Here is a 22,485-nt window from a genome sequence, read left to right on the forward strand (position 1 = left end):
AACGTTCGATGACCTGACCGGCCGACCCGGATCGCGCTGCCCGTGCCGGTCGCTGCCCTTAGGGTGTGGGCAGTACGGCCGACGGATGAGGAGTGGCGGTGGCTGCTGGGCTGGTGAAGGGGCAGAACGCGGGGTTGGCGCTGCCGGCGGTGGTGCTCACCGTGCGGGGCGGCGTAGCGGCGGATCTATCGGCACTGCTGGTGACCGGGGCGGGAAAGGTCCGCTCGGACGCCGATTTCGTGTTCTTCAATCAACCCCAGGCGCCGGGCGTTCGGCTCGACGGGGCGGCGCTGACTGTGACGCTCGCGGCCGTGCCCGCCGACATCGAGCAGATTCGCGCGGTGATCACCGTTGCGGCCGAGGGGGATACGTTCGGTGGGGCCGTCGCACCGGTGGCGTCGGTGGCAGACCCGGCGGGGAACGCGCTGTACGAGTATGTGATCGAGGGTCTCGACCGGGAGTCGGTGGTGATCGCGCTGGAGCTGTACCGGCGCGGTGAGCAGTGGAAGGTGCGGGCGGTCGGGCAGGGGTATGCCGGTGGATTCGCCGATCTGGTCACCGATCACGGGGTGAGCGTCGACGACGAGCCCGAGGCGGTAGCGGCCCAGCCGGAGGTCCGGAGCGTGCCGGGCGAGGCTGCGCTGTCGTTCGAGAAGCGCGCGAAGCTGGACCTGCGCAAGCGCGAAGTCGCGAAGGTGCTCATCGACAAGAGCGCGTTCGGCACCCGGGCACGGGTAGTGCTGGTCATCGACAAGACCGGCAGCATGCAGAAGCTGTACCGCGGCGGCACCGTCCACCGCGTGGTGGAGCGGATGATCCCGGTGGCCACCCAGCTCGACGACGACGGCACCCTCGAGGCCTACCTCTACGCGCTGACCTTCGCCAAACTGCCCGACATCACCGTCGACGGCGGCGACCGGTGGGCCCAGACCTACCTCCACCTGACCGGCACCCACGACGGCATCGATTACGACAGCATCGGCGGCCGCAACGACGAACTCCCGGTGATGCGCGCCGTCATCGACACCCTCATCGCCGGCGCCGCGCCGACCCTGGTCCTGTTCTTCACCGACGGCGGCTTCGCCAAGAAACGCGAAATCGCCGCCCTCATGCGCGAAGCCGCTGCCCTGCCCGCTTTCTGGCAATTCATCGGCCTCGGCAAAGCCAACTTCGGCGTCCTGCGCACCCTTGATGATCTCGACGGCCGGATCGTCGACAACGCCGGCTTCTTCGCCCTCGACGACATCGACCAGGTCGACGACGCCGAACTCTACCGCCGCGTCCTCGGCGAATTCCCCGACTGGCTCCGCGCCGCCCGCGCCGCGGGCATCCTCCACTAGGGGTGCCGTTCCGGCGATATAAAGAGAGAATTCGGGCTACATTGTCTCAATGGTGGGTGTAAGCGATTCGCGCCGATTCGTCGTCATCGGGGGTGGTTTGGCCGGGTTGGCGGCCGCGGTGTGGCTGGCGGAGGCCGGTAAGCAGGTGACGCTGCTGGAGCGGCGTGCTCGGCTGGGTGGCCGCACGCAGGCGATGCGCGTCGCCGAGGTGGACGACCTCGCGGACAACGGTCAGCATGTGGTGGCCAGTGGGTATCACAGTCTGTGGCGGTATCTGGACAGCGTCGGCACCCGGCAGTACGTGGAGTTTCCGGGCGCCGGGAGCCTGCGCTGGCCGGGCGGCCGCGCGGTCATGTTGTACACCAAGGGTTTCGGGGCGTTGCGCACGCTGATGGGTGCGCACCCCGATGCCGGTCCACTGGAGCGGCTGCGGGCGCTGCGGTCCTCGCTGCGGCTGGTTCGGGAGGCGCTGTGGCAGCCGCGGGACCTGGCCGGCATCACCACCGCGCAGTGGTTCCAGCGGGTCGGGATGCCAGCGAAAGCGCGTGAGGCCCTGTGGGATTGGCTGGCGCTCGGTATCGCGGCCGAGCCGGTGGACCGGGAGTCGGCGAAGGTGTTCGCCGATGTGCTGGCCACCGGGGTGCGGATCGGGATGCGGGATCGGGAGAGTGTCACGATCGGCTATCCCACCGTGGACCTGGACACCCTATACATCGGCGGTGCCGAGAAGGTCTTCGAACGCCACGGTGTCGAGGTGCGCTTGCGCGCGGTGGCCCGCGAGATCGTCATCACCGGCGGAAGGGCGACCGGCGTGCAGCTGGCCGATGGCTCGGTGCTCGAGGCCGACGCGGTGATCTGCGCGGTCCCGAACTCCAATATCGGCGGGCTCCTCGACGGCCTGCCCGAACATGCCGAAATATATGCCGCCGCCGACAAGCTGAGTGTCACCCCGATCGTGAGCACGAACCTGTACCTGGATCGGCCGCTGAACACCAAGTCGGCCATGGAGGCGCTGATCGGCGGCACCGGTGTGATCGATCAGGTCTTCGACCGGCAGCGCATGCACGGTCGCACACCCGACGGCACCTGGCTGTACTGCTTGACCACCAGCGGCGCCTACGAGCAGATCCACAAGAGCACCGAGGAGATCGTCGCCGAGCAGATCGACCTCCTCCGCCGCTACTATCCCGAAGCCGCCGAGGCGAAGGTCGTGACCGGCCACGTAGTCAAAATGCCCAAAGCGACGTTCTCCCAAGTCCTCGGCACCGACAACCTGCGCCCCGGCCAGCGCACCTCGGTCCCGAACCTGATGCTGGCCGGCGACTGGACCCGCACCGACTGGTCGGCGACGATGGAAAGCGCCGTCCAGAGCGCCGAACGCGCCGTCGCGGCCCTCCTCGACCAGTAGCGACCGGACTGTTTATCGGGTGAGTCGGCGAACGGTGGTCACGGCAGCGTCCAGAACACCCGGGTCACCAGAGAGAAGAAGAGTGCGGCAAGGGTCAGGAAGCCCACCGAGCAGGCGAGTCCCAGCAGGTCGGTGCGGGCGTCGCGCTCGGGGCCCGGGCGCATCCAGAATCCCAGCGCGCGGGTGACGACCGGCATCACCACCCAGGTCAGCAGGCTGACCGACAGGATATTGCCGATCAGCAGGCTGAGCCACAGCTGGGCGCCCGGCCAGAGCTCGTCGATCGCCAGGGTGAGGATCACCACCGTCGGATACAGCCCCACCAGGACCGACAGTGCTGTCTTCCACAACGCGGGACCCTCGTCGGGCCCGGCGGTCGGCGGAAACCACGACCCGTAGGGGTTGGCGATGCGGTGGACCTCGAAGTCCCGGAAATCGGGCGCTTCCGCGAGCAGCGCCTTGCGCTGGGGCGATTCGAGCCAGCCGTCGAGGTGCTCGACCGAGGCGTAGGAATAGACGATCGTCCACTCGTCCTGCACACCGGGAATCGGCCGGTGCAGCTCGGATCCGCGGAAGCCGCTGAACGTCCGTTCGGCCTCGGTCATGCGGGCCTGCCAGGCGACGAACTCCGCCTCCCGATCGGCCGCCACGGGATGCGAGACGACAACTGTCGCCACCTCTTCGTCCGGCTCGTCGACCAGGACATGCTGGGTCGAGGGCCGCTCGAAGAACCCGGCTCCGCGGGCCAGTAGCGCACGCCGCGTCGCGCTGTCGAGCCAGCGCTTCAGATGGTCGACGTCGTCGAACGGCGCCCAGATCCCGGCGGAACTGTCCGATTCGCACCCGTCGCTCGGGCAGTGGCCTCGTGAAGTCCTCGTACTGGAACGCGTCGTCGAATCCGATGTCGCTGGTGTCGTCCAGATCGCTGGCGAAATGCACGGCGTCGAGCCGCGCCCAATAGATCGCGCTCATGCACATGGGACAGGGGGCGCCGCTGATGTAGATCTCCATCCCCATCAACATTTTCGCGCGTTCGGGAAGCTTGTCGGCGGATCCCTCGGGCCGCGTGGCCAATTCGAGGATCGATTCGTTCTGGTATTCCCGGGAAATGGACGGCGATTGGTCGTTGAGTACCTGGGTCGCCCTGCGGATGGTCTCGATCTCGGCGTGTGCGGTGCAGTCGCCGGTGAGAAGTACCCGGTTCTGACCTCGCGCGACGATCGCTCCGTCCTTAGCGATGACGGCGCCGAACGGTCCACCCCAATTGTTGTCGACCGACTCCTTGGCCAGTCTGCATGCCTCTTCCATGAGTTCGTCGGGTGTCATCGGAAATCGTCGGCGGCTGCTCGAGGCGTAATGGCGGCGGTCATACGAACAAATCCGCCACTCATTGAATCTACCTCCGGGCCGGTCCGCGCGAAATAGCGGCAGCGCGGACGCCGAGGTCACCGGCCGGAAAATCGGTTGTCGTACGCCGGGCACATCGTTAGCGTGTCTACCGTTTGTGACCGCATATCGAAAGGACACTCCATGGAACCCGTCACCGAACGCGACATCAGGTCGTCGTTCGTCAACTGTTCGAAGGGGGACGCCAAACGCCTGTCCGTGCCGCGTGACCTCGACGCTCGCCCCTGGGACGATCTCGACTTCCTCGGCTGGACCGATCCCTCCTACCCGGGCCGCTGCTATCTCGCGGTCCCGCGCGACGGTGCGCTGGTGAGCGTCGCGCTGCGGCACGAGACCGGCGGATCGGGCAAGACGCAGATGTGCGCCTTCTGCCTGACCACCCACACCGGCGGCGGCGTCTCGCTGATGACCGCGAACAAGGCGGGCGAATCGGGACGGCGCGGCAATACGATCGGCAGCTACATCTGCACCGATCTGGCCTGCTCGCTGTATGCCCGCAACAAGAAGCGGCCCGCGCTGGGCAGCCGGTACCGCGAGGACCTGACGCCGGAGGAGAAGGCGCGGCGGGTCCGCGAGAACCTGTTCGCCTTCCTGGATCGCCTGTACACCTAGCCGAGCAGCCCCAGCACACGTAAGGAGGTAGCTGCCATGTGCCGACACTCGAGACCTCGCACGCCAGACGACCCGGGTTCTCCTGCCGAACAAGAGAACCCGGGTCGCGATGCCTTGCCGGTCGAGGTGGCCCGGAGTTGTCCGGACCGTGCCGAGCGGACAGGGATCAGAGCATGGCGTTCATGATCGTGCCCGCGCTGGTGGCGACCGCGCCGCCGATCATGGCGCCCGCGATCATCTTCGGCGACTCGAGTCCGCCGCCGGTCCACTTCTCCCAGGCGAACTTGCCGCCCGCGTAGGTGATGGCGATGACGCCCGACAGCAGGATGAACCAGGTGAAGTAACGCACCAGCTGCAAGATCTTGTCCGACATCGGGGGTGCTTCGGGAGTCGGATTGCCGATCTGCGCCAGGGTATCGGTGACGGCGGCCAGAATCATGTTTGCTCTCACTCGGTACTCGGGGGGAACGGCGATGAACTGCTGTCGCTGATGTTATCCGGTCGAATCGGGTGCCGCAGCCGCCCACCCGGAGCGGACCGATCGGTTTTGTTGGTGTGCTGGGGCTCCGCGCCCGTATCCTGGACTCGTTCGAATACGGCAGTGCTGGAACACAGTTCGCGTCACGCGAAAAGGGGAGCAGGCTATGAGCATCATTCTGACGTCGATGGCCGAGACTGTCACGACGTTCGCGCAGGTCGGCAACCCTACGCCCGAGGCGCCGCCGCTGTCGGACAAGATCATGCAGATGGTCCAGTACCTGACCTGGTTCATGATCCTGTCGGGCGTGCTGGCGATCACCGTGGCGGGCGGAAAGTTCGCCTGGGAGAAGTGGAACGGCAGCGCCATGGAGTCGCCCAAGATGATCGCGGGCGCCATGATCGGCGGCGTGGTGGCCACCAGCGGTGGCACGATCATGAACGCGATTCTCGGCTAGATCCGAGCGCCCTTGGCGCGGTTGCAGGCCCGGCACAGGATCTGCAGGTTCGCCGCGCTCGTCGCACCACCGCGGCTGAGCGGGATGATGTGATCGAACTCCAGGTAGTGGCCGTCACCGCACTCGACGCAGCGACCACCGTCGCGCTGCCACACCTGGGCTTTCACGTCCTGCGGGATGCTGCGGCTGTCCCGTTGGCCCGGGGTCAGGACCAGCCGTTTCGCCACGCGCAGCGCACCTTCCAGGGCGGCCGCGACATAGTCGGGATCGGTGACGCCGAAGGTGGCGCCACCGCGCGCCGAGGTCGCGGCCAGCACCACGGTGCCGTGCTCGGGATGCACGGAGACGACCCGGTTCCACGGCAGTTCGATGCCGGTGCCGTCGCCGACGAAACGCAGCTTCTTGGAGCTGCCGATCAACCGGCCCTCGGTATTGCGCGGGCCGCGCGCGAGCATCCTGATGTGCACGGCGGGCAGATCCAGGTGCACCCGTTCCTCGGGGTCCAGGTGCAGGCCGGGCGTATCGATGGTGGGCAGTTCGCCCGCGCGTAGCCGGGACAGGGTGCGGCCGCGGTGCATCCGGCGCCGCAGGTCCTCGACCATCGGGCCGGACAGCGCCAGCTCGCTCACCACGTGCTCGAACGCGTCGAGTTCGTCGGCGAACACCTCGCCGTCGGCGAAGGCGAACGCGACCATCCGCTCCACCTGGGTCAGCCCGGCCTCGCGCAGCACCGCGCGTCCGCGCTCCTCGTCGATACGCTGGTAGCGCAGGGCAGCCCAGACCTCGATCCAATCCTCGGACAGCGTGCCGGGCCCGGTGAGCACCCGGCGGGCGCGCGTGCGCCAGTGGGTGAGGAACTCCTCGACCTCGCCCGCGCACGACCGGCACTGGCCGTGCCCGCCGAAGAGTTTGCGGCGCAGCGGGTTGTCGCAGCGGGGGCAGCGGGCCCGGTTGTCCTGCACGTGCGTGCGGGTGCAGGTGGTCCACTCGTCGCCGTCCCACCAGCGCAACTGGTCGGGGACCTGCGGGTCGGGATGCCAGTCGGCGAGTTCCGGGTCGTGCGGCGGTGGGGGCGGGACATCGATGACGCGGCGGGTGAGCGCCGGTGGGCGCGGCGACGCGCGTCCGGAGAGCGCGGGTTCGACCGGATCGCTGGTCGCGCCGTCGGGCCCGGAGCCGGGATACCCGGCCGCGACCGGGGAAGCGCCGTCCGCGCCGTCGGCGAACTCCGCATGTTCGGCGACGCGGGCGGACATCGCCGGAGCGGGCCGCGCCGGAGTGGTCCGCGCCGGAGCCCCCGATCGATCCGCGCCGGTCCTGCCCGGTTCGTCCACGGTGACGCCGAATTCGGCCGCGAGCCCGGCCAGCCCACCCGACCAGCCCTGCCCGATCGCCCGGAACCGCCACTGCCCGTCGCGCCGGTAGAACTCGCCGAACATCATCGCCTGCACGTCCTCGATGCCGTCCAGCGCGAACCGGGCCACCGGCCCGTCGGCGGCGTGCACGGTGAGCGTGAGCCCGGTGAGCTGATCGAAGGTGCCCTCGTCGAGCGACGCGCTGACGACGATGCGCGCCACCTCCGCCTCGGTCCGCGGCAGCGACACACTCAGCCGCGCGGTACCCGGCGCGGGCTCCTGGTCCAGGGTCACCGCCTGCGAGGCGTGCCGAGGGGCGTTGAAGAACACGAAATCCCGGTCGCCGCGCACCAGCCCCGACTCGGTGACCAGCAGCGCGTGGGCGTCGACGGCATGCGCCGACCGCCATGAAAGGACCACGGCGAGAAGCGATGTCGGGACCGGCGCGTGCGCGCCCTTGCGGAGTTCCATGGTGCTCGCATGATGCCATGTCGCACCGACAGGGTTATTGGAGCGCTGGCGCGCTCGAGGTCGCGGCCCCTTGTGTCCCGCCGATCAGGCGCCGTGGCTTGCTCCTTCGTCGCTTGCGCCACGGCGCCTGATCGGCGGGACGGCCGCGACGGCCGACTGCGTCGGCCTGCCCCTCCTCGGGGTCGGGGCGTGCGTGGCTGGGTTTGTTTCGTGGGGTCGTCGTTTGCGCGCCGGTGTCTGATCGGGGGGATGGCCGCGACGGCCGACTGTGTTGGCCTGCCCCTCCTCGGGGTCGGGGCGTGCTGGTCGGGTTGGTCGGGCTGACGCCACTGGCTGGGGTCGGTGCGGCAGGGCGGGGGGCGGCGGGACACGGTGGGGCGCATCCCTGTGTCTGGGTGCTCGGTGCGGCACAGTGGTGGCATGACGAACCCGAAGAAGCGGGGACGCGCCGCGGAGCCCGCGCCGGAGGCGCAGGGGCGCAAGGTGCCGGGGGCCGATCTGCTTTCCGCGGCGCAGGCCGCCGTGGGGGCCGCGCAGACGGCGGCGGGGCAGGCCATCGATGCCGCGCAGCAGACGGCGGGATATGCCTTCGACGCGGCGGTGCGGTTGCCGCCGGCCTCGGCGCAGCTGGCCGCGCAGCTGCCGGATCTGGTGGAGAACCTGTCGATCGCGGTCGACCGGCTCAACAGCACCATCGATCGGCTCGACCGCACCCTGGCGCTGGCCGACCCGGTCTTCGCGACCTACGACCGGCTGCTGCCCCGGCTCGAGGCGATGATCTCGCTGGGCGAGGATCTCTTCGGCGCGCTGGCGAAACTGCCCGGCGTCGGGTTGCTCGGCCGGATCACCGGCCGGACCGGGGAAGAACCGCCGCCGGAACCCGGCAAGGACAAGCGTTCGCGCCGCTAGCGCAGCGCGCGGAAGGTCGCGGCGGCCTTGAGCACCATCTCCGCGTACTCGTCCTCGGGATCGGAATCGAGGACGATGGCGCCGCCCGCGCCGATCCGCCATTCGTCGTCGTAGCGGACGGCCGTGCGGATGACGATGTTCAGATCGGCGGTGCCGCCCAGGCCCAGGAAGCCGATCGTGCCCGAATAGATCCCGCGCGCCTGCGTTTCCAGCTCGTCGAGGATCTCCATGGTGCGCAGCTTCGGCGCACCGGTCATCGAGCCGCCGGGGAAACAGGCCCGCAGACAGTCGATCACCCCGGCTTCGGGCCGCAGCGTCCCGCGCACCGTGGACACCAATTGGTGGAGGGTGGAATAGGTCTCGGTGGCCATCAGTTCGGGCACGTGCACCGAGCCGACCTCACAGACCCGGCCCAGATCGTTGCGCAGCAGATCCACGATCATCAGGTTCTCGGCCCTGGTCTTCGGATCCTCGGCCAGCGACAGCCGCAGATGCTCGTCCTCGGCGACGGTCCGCCCGCGCGGCGCGGTGCCCTTGATCGGTTTGCTCTCCACCATCCGGTCGCGGTCGATCTTGAGGAACCGCTCCGGCGACGAACAGGCCACGTCGAGACCGTCGAACCGCAGATACGCGGCGTACGGCGCCGGATTGCAGCGCCGCAGTCGCCGGTAGAAGGCCAGCCCGTCGCCGGGGGCGGCCGCGACGGCCACGGCGTCGGTCAGGCAGATCTCATACGACTCGCCCGCGTGCAGCCGCTGCCGGCAGACCGCGATATCGGCCAGGTAGCGGTCGCGGCCACGCACCAGATGCGGCTGGACGGCATCCGGATCGGCGGGCACGGGCAGGTCGGCCGGATTGGCCCAGGTCGGCAGATCGGCGAGCGCGGCAGCGGTCTCGGCCAGCCAGCGATCCGCCGATGCGTCGTCGTGCTCGGTGAGGGCGAGCAGATGCGTGTGGCCCGCTTCGTGGTCGACGACGATCAACCGGTCGGCGAAGATCCACTGGGCGTCCGGCGTGGGGGAGCGGTGCGCCGCGCTCGCGCCGCAGTCGGCCTTCACCTCGTAGCCGAGATAGCCGACGTACCCGCCGGCGAAATCGAACGGCAGGCCGGGGGTTTCACAGTGCCGGTGCCGGAGTTCGTGGTCCAGATAGTCCAGGACGGTGCCGGGGACGGTCCGGGCGCCCGCGGCGTCCGTCACCGTGACGGCACCCTCGCCGACCCGATAGCCGACGATCTCCGCGTGCGGACCCGTCGCGTCGCCGAGGAAGGAGAACCGGTCCAGGCCCGGCTCGACGTGTTCACTGTCGAGCCAGAACGCGGTCGGCGACTCGGCGTAGCGGCGCAGGAAGACCGCCTCGGTATCGATAGCCCGCTCGATCACGCTGTGCCGCAACCGGAATCGACGCTCTGGTGACGACAGCCGCGGCTCCTCGCGCGGTCCGCGCACCATGATCGGCGCGCCGTTGTGCGTGCGCGCTTTGGTGAGATCGGCGAAGTTGCGCAGCAGCGCCGCGCCGAACTCGCTCGACACCGACTCGGGATGGAACTGCACACCCCACTGCGGCCGCTCGCGATGCCGCACCCCCATGATCACGCCGTCGCTGGTCGAGGCGGTCACCTCGAGCACGGGCGGCAGCGGCTCCTGGGCGGCCAGCGAGTGATACCGGACGACGGTGAAATCCTGCGGCAGACCGGCGAACAGGTCGCGATCGTCGTGCGCGACCCGATCGAGGTAACCGTGCCGGGCTTCCGGCGCGCGGCCCACCGTGCCGCCCGCACCGATCACGATGCCCTGGTGACCGAGACAGACCCCGAGCAGCGGCAGGGTCGACTCCGCGATCACGGCCGTCGACACCCCCATATCGCGGACGCGATCGGGCCGGCCGGGGCCGGGGGAGATCACCACATTGTCGAAACCGTCGAGCGCGAGCCCGGCAGCCTCGTCATTGCGCACGACGGTCGGCTCGTTCCCGTTGACCTCGCTGATCAGCTGATAGAGGTTGTAGGTGAACGAGTCGAAGTTGTCGATCAACAGCGTGCGCATCGTGGCAAAACCCTACGCCGGGCCCACGGACGACCCGCCTCGGGCACAATGATCGCCATGTCTGTTTCGCAACCGGTCGACGTGGACCCGGCGATCGCGGATTTCGCGGCGATCGGCCGATGGATGGACGAGCGCGGCCTGCCCGCCGGCGAGGTCGGCGCGGTCAGCGCGATCGGCGGCGGCACGCAGAACATCATGTTGCGCTTCACCCGTGGCGGTCGCGAGTACGTGTTGCGGCGCGGACCCAAGCATCTGCGCGCCAAGAGCAACGACGTGATCCGGCGCGAATCGCGGCTGCTCGAAGCGATCGACGGCACCGAGGTCCGCTCGCCCCGGGTGATCGCCGCCTGCGACGACGAGACGGTGATCGGCGCGGTGTTCTATCTGATGGAACCGATCCACGGCTTCAACCCGCAGACCGAACTTCCCGAGCTGCACGCGGGCGACCCGGAGATCCGCAGGCAGATGGGGCTGTCCGCGGTCGAGGCGATCGCCCGGCTCGGCGCGCTCGACTACCAGGCGCTCGGCCTGGCCGACTACGGCAAGCCCGAGGGCTTCCTGGAGCGTCAGGTGCCGCGCTGGCTGCGCGAACTCGACTCCTACACCGCCAACGAGGGCTATCCCGGGCCGGAGATTCCGGGCGTCGAGCGGATCGGCGACTGGCTCGAACGTCACCGGCCCGCCACCTGGACCCCGGGCATCATGCACGGTGACTGTCACCTGGCCAACATGATGTTCGAGTACGACAGCCCGCAGGTGGCGGCGATGGTGGACTGGGAGATGTCGACCATCGGCGATCCGCTGCTCGACCTCGGCTGGCAGCTGGCGACCCGGCCGGTGCCCGGCACCGTCGGCGCCGGGCTGATGGGCACCCTCGGCACGGTCGGCGGTCTGCCCACGCCCGAGGAGATGATCGAGCACTACGGCCGGTTCTCCGATCGCGATCTGAGCGCGGTGACCTGGTACGAGGTACTCGCGTGCTTCAAGCTCGGCATCGTGCTCGAGGGCACGCACGCCCGCGCCTTCGCGGGCAAGGCGCCCAAGCCGGTCGGCGACTTCCTGCACGCGGTGACCCTGGAACTGTTCGAGAAGGCCGGTCAGCTCACCGCGTGATGCCCGGATCTCGCCGATGGTTGGCGGAATATCGATGGATCGCAAGATGCAGACATCTTAGGCTGTGGACATGATCGTTCCCGACACCAAGAACTGGACCTGGGTCCTCGAACGCGCCTGTCCCGACTGCGGATTCGATGCCGAGGCGATCGCGTACGCGGCGGTGCCCGAACGGACCGTCGACAGCGCGGCGCGGATCGGCACCGCCCTCGAGCGCGCCGACGTGCGTGTCCGTCCCGACGATGCGACCTGGTCGGTGCTCGAATACGGCGCCCACGTGCGCGATGTGTGCCGGATCTTCGACACCCGGCTGGCGCTGATGCTGACCGACGACGGCGTCGAGCCGCCGCGATTCGAGAACTGGGACCAGGACACGACCGCCGTCGCCGACCGCTACGACCGGCAGGACCCGGCGGTGGTGGCGACCGAGCTCGCGGCGGCCGCCGACCGGATCGCCGCCGCCTTCGCCGCGGTGCCCGCGGATCGGCTCGGCGCGCGGGGTGCGCGCAGCGACGGAGCGCTGTTCACGGTCGCCTCGCTGGCCCGATACTTCCTGCACGACCTCGTCCATCACGTCCATGACGTGCGCGGATAGATATTTCTCGGCAAATTTCTAGAACGTGTTTCAGAATTGGGCGATCTTTCGTTAGGGTGAGTGCAGTCACAACGAGGCACAAGCTTGGCGAGAGGTCGACCGGACATGAAGACGAAGGGCGCGATCCTGTGGGGCATCGATCAGGAATGGTCGGTGGAGGAGATCGAGGTCGGCGATCCCGTCGCCGGTGAAGTGCAGATCCGGATGGAAACGGCGGGCATGTGCCACTCCGACCATCACATCGTCACCGGCGCGACGCCGATGCCGGGCTACCCCGTGATGGGTGGGCACGAGGGCGCGGGCGTCATCACCAAGCTCGGCCCGAACTGCCCCAGCGACCTGGCCGTGGGCGACCACGTGATCCTGTCGTTCATCCCGGCCTGCGGCCGCTGTCCCGCCTGCGTCGCGGGCAACATGGCGCTGTGCGACCTGGGCGCCGGCCTGCTGATGGGTCAGGCGATCTCGGACGGCACCTACCGCATCCAGGCGCGCGGCGAGAACGTCATCCCGATGTGCCTGCTCGGCACCTTCGCCCCGTACATGACGGTGCACCACACCTCGGTCGTGAAGATCGACCCGACCATCCCGTTCGAGGTCGCGTGCCTCGTCGGCTGTGGCGTGCCGACCGGCTTCGGTTCCTCGACCCACGTCGCCGAGGTGAAGCCGGGCGAGACCGTGGTGATCGCCGGCATCGGCGGCGTCGGCATGAGCGCGCTGCAGGGCGCGGTGCTCTCCGGCGCGTCGAAGGTCATCGCCATCGACCCGAACCCGTGGAAGCGGGAGCAGGCGCAGAAGTTCGGCGCCACCCATACCTACGAGAGCATGGCCGCCGCGATCATGCCGATGATCGACGCCACCGAGGGTCGGATGGCCGAGAAGGTCATCCTCACCATGGGTGAGATGCACGGCGACTACATCGAAGAGGGCCTGATCCTCACCGGCAAGGCCGGCACCCTGGTCGTCACCTCGATGGGCCGCATGGACGCCGGCGACGTGAAGATGAACAGCTTCCTGCTGTCGATGCTGCAGAAGACGGTGAAGGGCTGCATCTTCGGCGGTGGCAACGCCCGCCAGGACGCGCCGCGCCTGCTGTCGCTCTACAAGTCGGGCCAGCTCAACCTGGACGACATGGTCACCCGCAGCTACTCGCTCGAGGAGATCAACCAGGGCTACCAGGACATGCTGGACGGCAAGAACATCCGCGGCATCATCCGCTTCACCGAAGCCGACTGGTAAGTCACCCGCGTTCCCGTTCGGCGAGCCGGACCGCGACCTGCGCGATCAGGTCGTAGGGAATCGGTTCCCCGAGCGGGAATTTCAGGGTGCCACGGCCCGCTGTGTAGGGCTCGATGGCACGTTCGAACGCCTCGTCTCCCTCCGGGATGGGGTACACGCTCACATGTTCCTTCCATCCCGCGAAGGACATGAACGCCCGGCCGTCGAGGGTGACGGCCGGGATGGCGTAACTGATCTTCTCGCCCGTCTCCGGCAGTACGCGATGAATCGTCTCGCGGATCCGCTGGAGCGCGGCGCGCTGGGCTTGCGGCTGATCGGCCAAGTAGGCGTCCACGGAGGTCGGTGTCGCGGCCATGATTCCTCCTGCTGCGCGGCGAGCGGGTGGAGCGGATGCCCGGCGATTCTACGGCCGGGCGCCCACCTCGCCGGGCCGACCCGCGGCGATCCGCCCCTCGGCGAGCACGAGCAGATGATCGGCCCTGGCGGCCTCGGCCGCATCGTGCGTGGCCTGGACGACGGTGACGCCGGCCGCGCTGACCTCGCTCAGGACCTGGGCGATCGTGGCCTGCGAGGCCGCGTCGAGACCGGTCGCCGGTTCGTCGAGTAGCAGCAGATCGGACTCCTGGGCCAGGGCCTGGGCGAGCAGGGCACGCTGGCGTTGTCCACCCGAGAGGGTGTCGAGCCGCCGCGCTGCCAGCGCGGTGAGATCCATTCGCGCCAAGCAGTCCTGAGTGATCGCCCTGTCCGCGCGGGTGAGGCGTCGCCACGGTCCGCGATGCGCCCACCGTCCCATGGTCACGGTGTCCCGCACGGTCAACGGCAGCGTCGGTGGAATTGCCGTGTGCTGCACCACGATTGCCGGGCGGTGGGCAGTGTTCCGGGTGACCCTGCCCGACTGGATCGGCACGGTGCCCGCGAGGACGCCCAGCAGAGTCGATTTCCCCGAACCGTTGGGGCCGACGATCGCCGTCACCTGCCCGCGCGGAATCCTGGCCGACACCTCGGCCAGCACCGGGGTCGCTCCGTAGCCCGCCGTCAGGTGCTCGATCTCGATCGCGCTGTCCGCTGTGTGCCGCATCTCACCTCACTTGAAACGATAATCATTTTCAGTATAGCGTTCCGCGCTATGGATTGGCTGTTCGCCCCGTTCGAGGTGGCCTTCGTGCAACGTGCGCTGTGGGGCGGGCTGCTCGTGTCGTGCGTGTGCGCCCTCGCCGGGACCTGGGTGGTGGTGCGCGGCATGGCCTTTCTGGGCGATGCGATGTCGCACGGGATGCTGCCCGGTGTCGCGGTCGCGGCGCTGCTCGGCGGGAATCTGCTGGTCGGGGCCGCGATCAGTTGCGCCGCCATGGCTTTCGGGGTGTCGGCGCTGGGCCGGAGCAAGCGGTTCGCGCCCGATACCGCGATCGGGCTGCTGTTCGTCGGCATGCTCGCCGCCGGGGTGATCATCGTGTCGCGCTCGCAGTCGTTCGCCGTCGACCTGACCGGGTTCCTGTTCGGCGATGTACTGGCCGTGCGGCCCCGGGACCTGGCGTATCTCGGTGTGGCACTGGTGATCGCGCTCGCGGTGGCGGTGCTGGGACACCGCGCGTTCGTCGCCTCGACCTTCGACCCGCGCAAAGCCCACACACTCGGGCTGCGTCCGAAAGTCGCGCAGGTGGCCCTGATCGGCCTGGTGACGCTGGCGATCGTCGCGTCGTTCCACGTCGTCGGCACGCTGCTGGTGTTCGGCTTGCTCATCGCGCCGCCCGCCGCGGCGCTGTACTGGTCGGACCGGATCCCGGTGGTGATGGTGGTCGCGGCGCTGATCGGTGGGGCGTCGACCGCCGTCGGATTGCTCATCTCGTGGCACGCGGAAACCGCGGCGGGCGCGACGATCGCCGCCGTGGCGGTCGGATCGTTTTTCCTGTCGGCGATCGGCGCGGCGCTGCGGGACCGACTCGGCGCGCGCCGGCTCGGTGCCGCCTCGGTGGCCGCGCTCGCGGCGTTGCCGCTGGTCGGGTGTGGGTCGGGGGAGTCCGCGGTGGTGGAAGAGACGCCGCACGGGTTCGTCGCGGGGGCCGAGGAGATGGCCGAGCCGCAGACGCGGTTGATCGTGGCCGATGCGGGGACGGGGGAGATGCGGGTCGTCGATCTGCTCACCGAGCAGGCGACAGCCCTGGATGTGGCGGTCCCACAACCGCATTCGGTGGGTTCTGGCGCGAATGCGGTGCGGCTCACCGGGGACGGCCGATTCGGCTACGTCTCCGCGGGTGGCCGTCTGTCGATCGTGGACAGTGGAGCGTGGACGGTCGATCACGGCGATCATCGGCACTACTACAGTGCTCCGGTCCGGGTGGTCGGGCCCACCGAATTCGTGGCGGGACGGTCCGGTACAGGTGAACCGGGTGGCTCAGGTGGGCCGGGTGGCTCGCCCGTACCCGGTACGCCGGCCCGACCAAGCCCGGCGGGCTCGAGCGGCTCGGCCGAACCGAGTGTCGTACCTGAACCAACTGGGCAGGCTCAGCCGAGTGGTGTGGTCGTCGCCGCGCACAGCGATCCTGCTGTCACAGCGGCGGTGTCGGATGGCGGCGAGACGATGGTGTTCGATCGTGCCGCGCTGGGCGAAGGGACCGTGGGGGAGCCGCGGCGGGTCGATGGCGTCGCGGTGCCGTATGGCGAGCGGTTGATCGTCGTCGATCGGGCGGGGCGGGTGGAGGTGCGCGGGCGCGATGGTGCGGCCGGCGAGGCGCAGCCTACGACGTGTGCTGATGCGCGCGGGCAGGCGGTGACCAGGCGCGGGGTCGTCTTCGGTTGTGCCGATGGCGCACTCGTCGTCGCGCAGCGCGAGGGCGCGTTCGTCAGCGAGAAGATCCCGTATCCGGTGCCGTCCGCCGAGCGGGCGACGGCCTTCACACATCGGCCGGGTAGCACGACGCTGACGGCGCTCGCCGGACGCACTGGTGTGTGGACTCTCGATATCAGAGCGAAGAGCTGGACGTTGACGCCGATCGCCGATGCGGTGGCGGTGAACACCGCGGGCGAGGGATCGGCGCTGCTGGTGCTCACCCGAGATGGTGTCCTGCACGGCCTCGATCCGGTCACCGGTGCCCAGACAGCGCGGCTCGACCTGGTCGAAGGTCCGGCCGATGACTCGGCCACCATCCAGGTCGATCCGGATCGCGCCTACGTCAACGACGTTCGCGCGCGCACCGTGTACGAGATCGCCTACAACGACAACCTCCGCCTGGCGCGCACCTTCCCCGTGGATATCGCGCCGTCGCTGATCGTGGAGACCGGACTGTGAACGTGCACTCCCGGTGGCAGGCAGCGGCTTCCGGCCCGGTCACCGACCGGACCCGGAACCCACGGCGGTCGTTGCCCGCCGCGATGATCTTCGTGCTCGTCCTGGCCGTGCTGACGCCGCTGGTCGGCGCCTGTGCGACCGGCGGCGAGCGATCCGGGATCGTCGTGACGACCAATATCCTCGGCGATCTCACCAGGGCGGTCGTCGGTGACACGGTGCCGGTCACCGTGCTGATGCAGGCCGGGGCGGATCCGCATTCCTTCGCGATCTCGGCCCGGCAGGCGGCCGAGATCGAACGGTCGGCGCTGGTCGTGCACAACGGGCTCGGCCTCGAGGAAGGGGTGGCGCGGCACGTGCAAGCGGCGGCCGCGGCGGGCGTCCGCACGTTGGCGGTGGCCGAACAGGTCGACCCGATCGCGTACACGTCCGACGAGTCGGCGGGAAAACCCGACCCGCACTTCTGGACCGACCCGCAGCGGGTCCGCAAGGCCGTCGAGGCCATCAGCACGGAAGTCCTCGCGCGGGTGGGTGGGATCGATGCCGCGACGGTGCGCGTGAACACCGATCGCTACCTCGCCGAACTCGATCAGCTCGACCGGTGGATGAGCGACCGGTTCGCCGCGATCCCCGCCGAACGCAGGCAACTGGTCACCGACCATCACGTCTTCGGTTATCTCGCACAGCGATTCGGCCTCCGGGTGATCGGCGCGGTGATTCCCAGCGGCACCACCCTGGCCTCACCCAGCGCCGCCGATCTCGACGAGCTCGCCGCCGCGATCCGGGCCGCGGGAGTGAGCGCGATCTTCGCCGATTCCGCGCAGCCCGACCGGCTGTCGCGCGTGCTCGCCGAGCACACCGGTCTGCGGGTGCAGGTGATCGCGCTGCACACCGAGTCGCTCACCGCGCCCGGCGGTGGCGCGGCCACCTATCTGGAGATGGCGCGCGCCAACACCGAGGCCATCGCCCGTGGTCTGGCCGGGCCGACAACGTAGTTCACGCAGGAGAAATGGAGCAGCACATGCACAGTCGGTCACGGACCACCACGCTGGTGGCCCTGTCCGGGGCCCTCGCCTCGGTGGTCGCGCTCAGCGGTTGCGGCACGGACGACGCCGCGCACGAGCACGAGCACACGCCGGGCGCGGAGCCGATCGCGCTCACCTACAACGGCGGCATCTACGTCCTCGACGGCGCCACACTGACCCAGCAGGGCGAGGTGAAGCTCGACGGCTACAACCGGCTCAACCCGGCGGGCGACGACGACCACCTCATGGTGTCGACCAAGGACGGCTTCCGCGTCTTCGACGCCTACGACAGGGAATTCACCGGCACCGAGTTCCCCGCGAGCAAGCCCGGCCACGTCGTCCGGCACGCGGGCAAGACCGTGCTGTTCGCCGACGGATCGGGCGAGGTCACCGTCTTCGACTCCGACCAGCTCGCGCAGGGCACACCGAAGACCGAGGTCTACCAGGCGGCCGCGCCCCACCACGGTGTCGCGATCGAACTGAGCGACGGACAGCTGGTGGTCACCCTCGGGACCGAGGACAAGCGGGTCGGCGCCGTCGCGCTCGATCCGAACCGCAAGGAGCTCACCAGGAACGAGGACTGCCCCGGCGTGCACGGTGAGGCGACCGCGCAGGACGAGGCGGTGGTGATCGGCTGCCAGACCGGCGCCGTCGTCTACCGCGACGGGAAGTTCACCAAAGTCGCCAGCCCGGATCCGTACGGCCGGATCGGCAATATGTCCGGCAGCGCGGTCTCCCCGATCGTGCTCGGCGACTACAAGGTCGACAAGGACGCCGAACTGGAACGGCCACAGCGGATCTCGCTGGTGAACACCACCGACGGCTCCCTGCGCCTGGTCGACATCGGCACCAGCTACACCTTCCGCTCGCTGGGCCGCGGCCCGCAGGGCGATGCGCTGGTGCTCGGCACCGACGGCAAGATCCACGTCATCGATCCCGTCGCGGGCACCGTCACCCGGACCATTCCGGTGCTCGGCAGCTGGCAGGAACCGCTCGACTGGCAGGACGCCCGACCAGCGCTGTTCGTGCGCGGCGGGATCGCCTACGTCTCGGACCCGGCGGCCAAGCAGGTGCATCGCGTGGACCTGGCGGACGGAAAGGTCACGGCCACAGCCACAGTGGCCTCGGCGCCGAACGAGATCAGCGGTGTCGCCGGACATTGATCGAGCGACGGCGCGCATCGGTGGACCGACCACCGATGCGCGCCAACCGCTTCCATCGTGACGCGGTGACGGGTCCGAGCCGCGGCGGCGTGCGCGGATCCGTGCCGAGTCGCGGGGTGCGCTGTGTCAGCCGGCGCAGCGCACGACGGCTTCGCGCAGGTTGCGGCTGCGGACGTCGTCGAGGATCGCCATGCCGAGGCGGTTCATGCTGTAGCCGAAGCCGAGGCCCGTGCTGGGGTCGGCGAAGCCGAACGATCCGCCCAATCCGGTGGTGCCGTAGGCGCGCTTGTCCGAGCCGAAGCGGAAACTCCCGCGCGACTTGCGGAATCCGAGGTGATAGCGGCTCTTGGTGTGCAGCACCAGGTCATCGGCGGGCACGTCGTCGGCGGTCTCGGCCGCGGCCAGCAGGTCGAGCACCGTCTCGCTGATCGGCAGGGCGCCGGTGCGCCCGGCTGCCGCGCCGTAGACGCGGGCCAGCGCGCGGGCATTGCCGACGCCGTTCATCCCGGGCCACTCGATCTCCAGGAATTCCCGGCGGGCGGCACGGGCGGGGGCGCCGGGGCGCGGATTGGTCAGCGCCGCATAGGAAAGTCCCCGCTTGGCGTAGACCTCGGCGCCGATCCGGACCGGGATGTCGGCGAGCTCGTAGCGCAGGATGTCGAGGCCCTTCGTCGCCGACAGCTCGGCGACGCGCTCCATCGGCTCGGACGCGGGCAGCCCGATGAACAGGTCGGCCGCGACCGGGGCGGCGATCTCCTCGGCGAAGAACCGGCCGAGGCTGCGGCCGGCCGGGTCGACGCGGCGCAGCAGTTCGCTCTGATAGAGCCCGAGGGTGAGGGCGTGATAGCCGTGCCGCGTGCCCGGCCGCCATGCCGGCTTCTGCTCGGCCAGCAGGGCGCCGAGGGCGTCGCGGTCGGCGAGTTCGCGCAGCTTCACGATCCGGTCGAGCCCGGACAGCCCGGCCTGATGGTCGATCAGCTGCCGGACGGTGATCTCGTCCTTGCCATTGGCGGCGAACTCCGGCCAGTACTTCGCCACCGGCTGGTCGTAGTCGAGCAGGCCGCGCGAGACCGCCGTGGCGATCGTGAACGCCGACATCCCCTTCGACGAGGAGAACACCGGCACGATGGTGTCGCGCTCCCACGCCACCTCGCGCTTGCGGTCGCGGTGCCCGGCCCACAGGTCGACGAGGGGCTCGCCACCTGCGTAGACGGCCACGGCGGCGCCGATCTCCCCGTGCTCGGTGAAGTTGCGGCGGAAGGCGTCGGCGACGGGGCCGAAACCGGCCGCCACGTCGCCGTGGATCGATGGTGCGGGACTCATGGTGACTCGATCGTAGCGGCGTCTCGTACGCTGCCGATATGCGTTCGTTCGAGCAGATCCAGCATTGGCCGGTCGCCAACGCCGCCGCCGCGGTCGTCACCGCGGGCGGTGTGGCGACCACCGGGGACACCGCGCGGGTGTTCCGGCTCGCCTCGGTCACCAAACCACTCGTCGCCTACGCCACGCTCGTCGCGATCGAGGAGGGCGCGGTCGAACTCGATCAGCCCGCCGGGCCGCCCGGATCGACCGTGCGTCATCTGCTCGCCCACACCTCCGGCGTCGCCTTCGCCACTCCCGACGTCATCGCCGCGCCCGGCGCTCGGCGCATCTATTCCAGCGCCGGCTTCGAACTGCTCGCCGACTTCCTCACCGAGAGCACCGGCATCGCGTTCCCGCAGTATCTGCACGACGCCGTCTTTGAGCCGCTCGGCATGCGCACCGCGGTCCTCGACGGTTCCGCCGGGCACGCGGCGAAGGCCTCCGTGGACGACCTGGTCCGGTTCGCCGCCGAGTTGCTGACACCTCAATTGATATCTGGGCAAACCCTCGCCGAGGCGACCTCCGTGCAATTCCCGGGCCGTGACGGAGTCCTGCCCGGATTCGGCCCCCAGCGCCCCAACGACTGGGGATTGGGATTCGAAATACGCGACGGGAAATCCCCGCACTGGACCGGATCCGCCAATTCCGGGCGGACCTACGGGCACTTCGGGCAGTCCGGCACGTTCCTGTGGGTGGACCCGGAAATAGGGGTGGCGGCGATCGCGCTGAGCGACGAGAATTTCGGCGACTGGGCTCGAGCAGCGTGGCCGAAATTCAGCGATTCCGTGATCGCAGAGACACACAACACGCTGTGAAGTAACACCCGTAACACCGAACACTTCAGTACACTCGGGCCACGCCAGTCCGACGGGTCGTTGGGGAAGACGCTCCTTGTCGAGGCTGGAGGTGTTGTGCAGTGCGCGCATCGAGTCAGTTCGCTGATGCGACGGCGGGTGTGGTCTACATCCACTCATCGCCCGCCGCGTTGTGCCCGCACGTCGAATGGGCACTGTCCACCGCGCTCTCCTCGCCCGCGAAATTGCGCTGGACAGCGCAACCCGCCGACGGACAACTGCGCGCCAGCAGCGATTGGATCGGTCCCGTCGGCACGGCATCGCGGATTGCCCAATCATTGCGCGCCTGGCCGGTTCTGCGCTTCGAGGTGACCGAGGACCCCAGCGAAGGCGTCGACGGCGAACGCTACAGCTTCGTCCCCGCCCTTGGCCTGTGGCACGGCTCCACCGGCGCCAACGGCGATGTGATGCTCGGCGAGATGCGATTACGCGCCTTACTCCAGGCCGCCAAGGAACTCGGCGGCCATGGCACCTACGACCTGTCCGCCGAGATCGACCGCGCCCTGGGGACCGCGTGGGACGAGGATCTCGAGGCCTTCCGCCAGGGCACCGATTGCGTCGGCGCCGAGGTCACCTGGCTGCGCCGCGACGTGGGCTGAGCGCTCGATCGTCGCGCGAACGCGACGCTGCCCGCGCCGGCCGACCAGTTCGGGCGCGCCTGACACAGACTCTCGCCGGCTCCGCACGGCGGGAACCGCCGGGCGCTACGGTGCGGCCCGGTCCATGACCCAGAGCATGCCGCGACCCGATTCGCCGGGCGTGCACAGTGCTCGCGGACCGATGCTCTCGAGTCGGTAGCCGAGGCGTCGGGCCACCGCGGCACTGCGGAGATTGGCCGCATCACAATGGATTTCGACGCGGTGGATCCGGGGGAGGGCCAGCGCGATGGTCGTGAGCGCCCCGGCGGCGCGGGTGATGACACCGCGGCCGACATGCTCGGAGTGGCACCAGTAGCCGATCTCCAACGTGGCAGGCCCGACCCGATCGTGCAGGCCCACCACTCCGAGCACCGAGCCCGCACGATCGAAGACGCCGTAATTGAAGCCGCCGTCCGGCGTCGGCCAGGCCGCCGACAGTTTCGCGTGCGTCGCGGCCAGCTCCTCGAAGTCCGGCGGCTGCGCCGCCCACTCCATCCAGCGATGCAACTGCTCGAACGACGCACTGATCGCCGCGAACTTGGCGGCCAGATCGTCGATTTGCCACCGTCGAATCACCAGATTCCCGACCACTACTCGATCGGGCGGCACGACCCCCGGCGGCAGTGCGGGCGGATGTTCGCTGTCCACTCCTCGATAGTCGTCCACCGCTCCGCGCGCACGCAATGCGAATTCGGCACCCATGGCGTTGGTGTTCGGACGACGATCGATGCGGC

The 22,485-nt window shown here is 69.3% G+C and carries 21 protein-coding genes and 1 pseudogene; 13 read left to right on the forward strand and 9 right to left on the reverse strand.

Annotated elements, in window-relative coordinates; all coding sequences use genetic code 11:
- Positions 1 to 98 precede the first annotated feature (98 nt).
- Together NV348_RS26615 and hpnE are read left to right on the forward strand one after the other, a co-directional pair.
- Complete coding sequence (locus NV348_RS26615; RefSeq protein WP_447149292.1) at positions 99 to 1,340, forward strand: vWA domain-containing protein; 1,242 nt, start codon at positions 99 to 101, stop codon at positions 1,338 to 1,340.
- A 49-nt stretch (positions 1,341 to 1,389) separates the two neighbouring features.
- Positions 1,390 to 2,748 (forward strand): hydroxysqualene dehydroxylase HpnE, encoded by a 1,359-nt coding sequence (hpnE, locus tag NV348_RS26620; protein WP_447149293.1) that lies wholly within the window; start codon positions 1,390 to 1,392, stop codon positions 2,746 to 2,748.
- Between the two features lie 38 nt (positions 2,749 to 2,786).
- On the opposite strand, the gene NV348_RS26625 is transcribed toward hpnE, so the two are convergent.
- Together NV348_RS26625 and NV348_RS26630 are read right to left on the reverse strand one after the other, a co-directional pair.
- The gene (locus NV348_RS26625; RefSeq protein ID WP_447149294.1) at positions 2,787 to 3,425 is read right to left on the reverse strand and encodes an antibiotic biosynthesis monooxygenase; all 639 of its coding nucleotides are present in this window, start codon (positions 3,423 to 3,425) and stop codon (positions 2,787 to 2,789) included.
- A 262-nt stretch (positions 3,426 to 3,687) separates the two neighbouring features.
- Positions 3,688 to 4,074 (reverse strand): annotated as a pseudogene (locus NV348_RS26630) (nucleoside deaminase); the annotation flags it as partial.
- Between the two features lie 204 nt (positions 4,075 to 4,278).
- On the opposite strand from NV348_RS26630, the gene NV348_RS26635 reads away from it, so the two are divergent.
- A complete protein-coding gene (locus NV348_RS26635; RefSeq protein ID WP_447149295.1) occupies positions 4,279 to 4,767 on the forward strand; it encodes an FBP domain-containing protein in 489 nt (162 codons plus the stop codon).
- Positions 4,768 to 4,933: 166 nt separating this feature from the next.
- Here NV348_RS26635 and NV348_RS26640 read toward each other — a convergent pair whose 3' ends face one another.
- Positions 4,934 to 5,206 carry a hypothetical protein gene (locus tag NV348_RS26640; protein ID WP_110040220.1) on the reverse strand — a complete coding sequence of 91 codons (273 nt, stop codon included), beginning with the start codon at positions 5,204 to 5,206 and terminating at the stop codon, positions 4,934 to 4,936.
- Positions 5,207 to 5,411: 205 nt separating this feature from the next.
- On the opposite strand from NV348_RS26640, the gene NV348_RS26645 reads away from it, so the two are divergent.
- On the forward strand, positions 5,412 to 5,702 hold the full coding sequence (locus NV348_RS26645; protein WP_110040221.1) for a hypothetical protein: 291 nt from the start codon (positions 5,412 to 5,414) through the stop codon (positions 5,700 to 5,702).
- Here NV348_RS26645 and NV348_RS26650 read toward each other — a convergent pair.
- Positions 5,699 to 7,528, reverse strand: a complete 1,830-nt coding sequence (locus NV348_RS26650; RefSeq protein WP_447149296.1) for a TerD family protein — start codon at positions 7,526 to 7,528, stop codon at positions 5,699 to 5,701. The genes NV348_RS26645 and NV348_RS26650 overlap by 4 nt on opposite strands.
- Positions 7,529 to 7,948: 420 nt before the next feature.
- On the opposite strand from NV348_RS26650, the gene NV348_RS26655 reads away from it, so the two are divergent.
- Positions 7,949 to 8,437, forward strand: a complete 489-nt coding sequence (locus NV348_RS26655; protein WP_447149297.1) for a hypothetical protein — start codon at positions 7,949 to 7,951, stop codon at positions 8,435 to 8,437.
- Here the strand turns inward: NV348_RS26655 and pabB are convergent.
- Entirely contained in the window at positions 8,434 to 10,482 is a 2,049-nt protein-coding gene (gene pabB / locus NV348_RS26660; RefSeq protein WP_447149298.1) for an aminodeoxychorismate synthase component I, read from the reverse strand. The two genes, NV348_RS26655 and pabB, sit on opposite strands and share 4 nt — an antisense overlap.
- Positions 10,483 to 10,539: 57 nt before the next feature.
- On the opposite strand from pabB, the gene NV348_RS26665 reads away from it, so the two are divergent.
- The 3 genes from NV348_RS26665 to NV348_RS26675 all read left to right on the forward strand — a co-directional run bounded on the left by NV348_RS26665 (position 10,540) and on the right by NV348_RS26675 (position 13,426).
- On the forward strand, positions 10,540 to 11,595 hold the full coding sequence (locus NV348_RS26665) for a phosphotransferase family protein (protein WP_447149299.1): 1,056 nt from the start codon (positions 10,540 to 10,542) through the stop codon (positions 11,593 to 11,595).
- Positions 11,596 to 11,665: 70 nt separating this feature from the next.
- The gene (locus tag NV348_RS26670) at positions 11,666 to 12,190 is read left to right on the forward strand and encodes a DinB family protein (protein WP_447149300.1); all 525 of its coding nucleotides are present in this window, start codon (positions 11,666 to 11,668) and stop codon (positions 12,188 to 12,190) included.
- 105 nt (positions 12,191 to 12,295) lie between these two features.
- Positions 12,296 to 13,426 (forward strand): NDMA-dependent alcohol dehydrogenase, encoded by a 1,131-nt coding sequence (locus NV348_RS26675; protein ID WP_357347759.1) that lies wholly within the window; start codon positions 12,296 to 12,298, stop codon positions 13,424 to 13,426.
- Between the two features lies 1 nt (position 13,427).
- Here NV348_RS26675 and NV348_RS26680 read toward each other — a convergent pair whose 3' ends face one another.
- The gene (locus NV348_RS26680) at positions 13,428 to 13,781 is read right to left on the reverse strand and encodes an iron chaperone (RefSeq protein ID WP_447149301.1); all 354 of its coding nucleotides are present in this window, start codon (positions 13,779 to 13,781) and stop codon (positions 13,428 to 13,430) included.
- Positions 13,782 to 13,829: 48 nt separating this feature from the next.
- On the reverse strand, positions 13,830 to 14,504 hold the full coding sequence (gene aztA, locus NV348_RS26685) for a zinc ABC transporter ATP-binding protein AztA (RefSeq protein ID WP_447149302.1): 675 nt from the start codon (positions 14,502 to 14,504) through the stop codon (positions 13,830 to 13,832).
- Here aztA and aztB point away from each other — a divergent pair.
- The 3 genes from aztB (at position 14,466) to aztD (ending at position 18,897) form a co-directional block, all read left to right on the forward strand.
- A complete protein-coding gene (gene aztB, locus NV348_RS26690) occupies positions 14,466 to 16,712 on the forward strand; it encodes a zinc ABC transporter permease AztB (protein ID WP_447149303.1) in 2,247 nt (748 codons plus the stop codon). The two genes, aztA and aztB, sit on opposite strands and share 39 nt — an antisense overlap.
- 83 nt (positions 16,713 to 16,795) lie before the next feature.
- Positions 16,796 to 17,704, forward strand: a complete 909-nt coding sequence (gene aztC, locus NV348_RS26695) for a zinc ABC transporter substrate-binding protein AztC (RefSeq protein ID WP_447151147.1) — start codon at positions 16,796 to 16,798, stop codon at positions 17,702 to 17,704.
- 26 nt (positions 17,705 to 17,730) lie between these two features.
- The gene (aztD, locus tag NV348_RS26700) at positions 17,731 to 18,897 is read left to right on the forward strand and encodes a zinc metallochaperone AztD (RefSeq protein ID WP_447149304.1); all 1,167 of its coding nucleotides are present in this window, start codon (positions 17,731 to 17,733) and stop codon (positions 18,895 to 18,897) included.
- A gap of 126 nt (positions 18,898 to 19,023) precedes the next feature.
- Here aztD and NV348_RS26705 read toward each other — a convergent pair whose 3' ends face one another.
- Positions 19,024 to 20,220 carry a serine hydrolase domain-containing protein gene (locus NV348_RS26705; protein ID WP_447149305.1) on the reverse strand — a complete coding sequence of 399 codons (1,197 nt, stop codon included), beginning with the start codon at positions 20,218 to 20,220 and terminating at the stop codon, positions 19,024 to 19,026.
- Between the two features lie 38 nt (positions 20,221 to 20,258).
- Between NV348_RS26705 and NV348_RS26710 the strand changes: the two genes are divergently transcribed.
- Complete coding sequence (locus tag NV348_RS26710; RefSeq protein ID WP_447149306.1) at positions 20,259 to 21,074, forward strand: serine hydrolase domain-containing protein; 816 nt, start codon at positions 20,259 to 20,261, stop codon at positions 21,072 to 21,074.
- A gap of 101 nt (positions 21,075 to 21,175) precedes the next feature.
- Positions 21,176 to 21,712, forward strand: coding sequence for a DUF3145 domain-containing protein (locus NV348_RS26715; protein WP_447149307.1), 537 nt, complete (start codon positions 21,176 to 21,178; stop codon positions 21,710 to 21,712).
- Positions 21,713 to 21,817: 105 nt separating this feature from the next.
- Here the strand turns inward: NV348_RS26715 and NV348_RS26720 are convergent, their stop codons facing one another.
- Positions 21,818 to 22,453 (reverse strand): GNAT family N-acetyltransferase, encoded by a 636-nt coding sequence (locus NV348_RS26720; RefSeq protein WP_447149308.1) that lies wholly within the window; start codon positions 22,451 to 22,453, stop codon positions 21,818 to 21,820.
- Positions 22,454 to 22,485: the final 32 nt, after the last annotated feature.

The organism is Nocardia fodinahabitans (genome assembly GCF_052983615.1).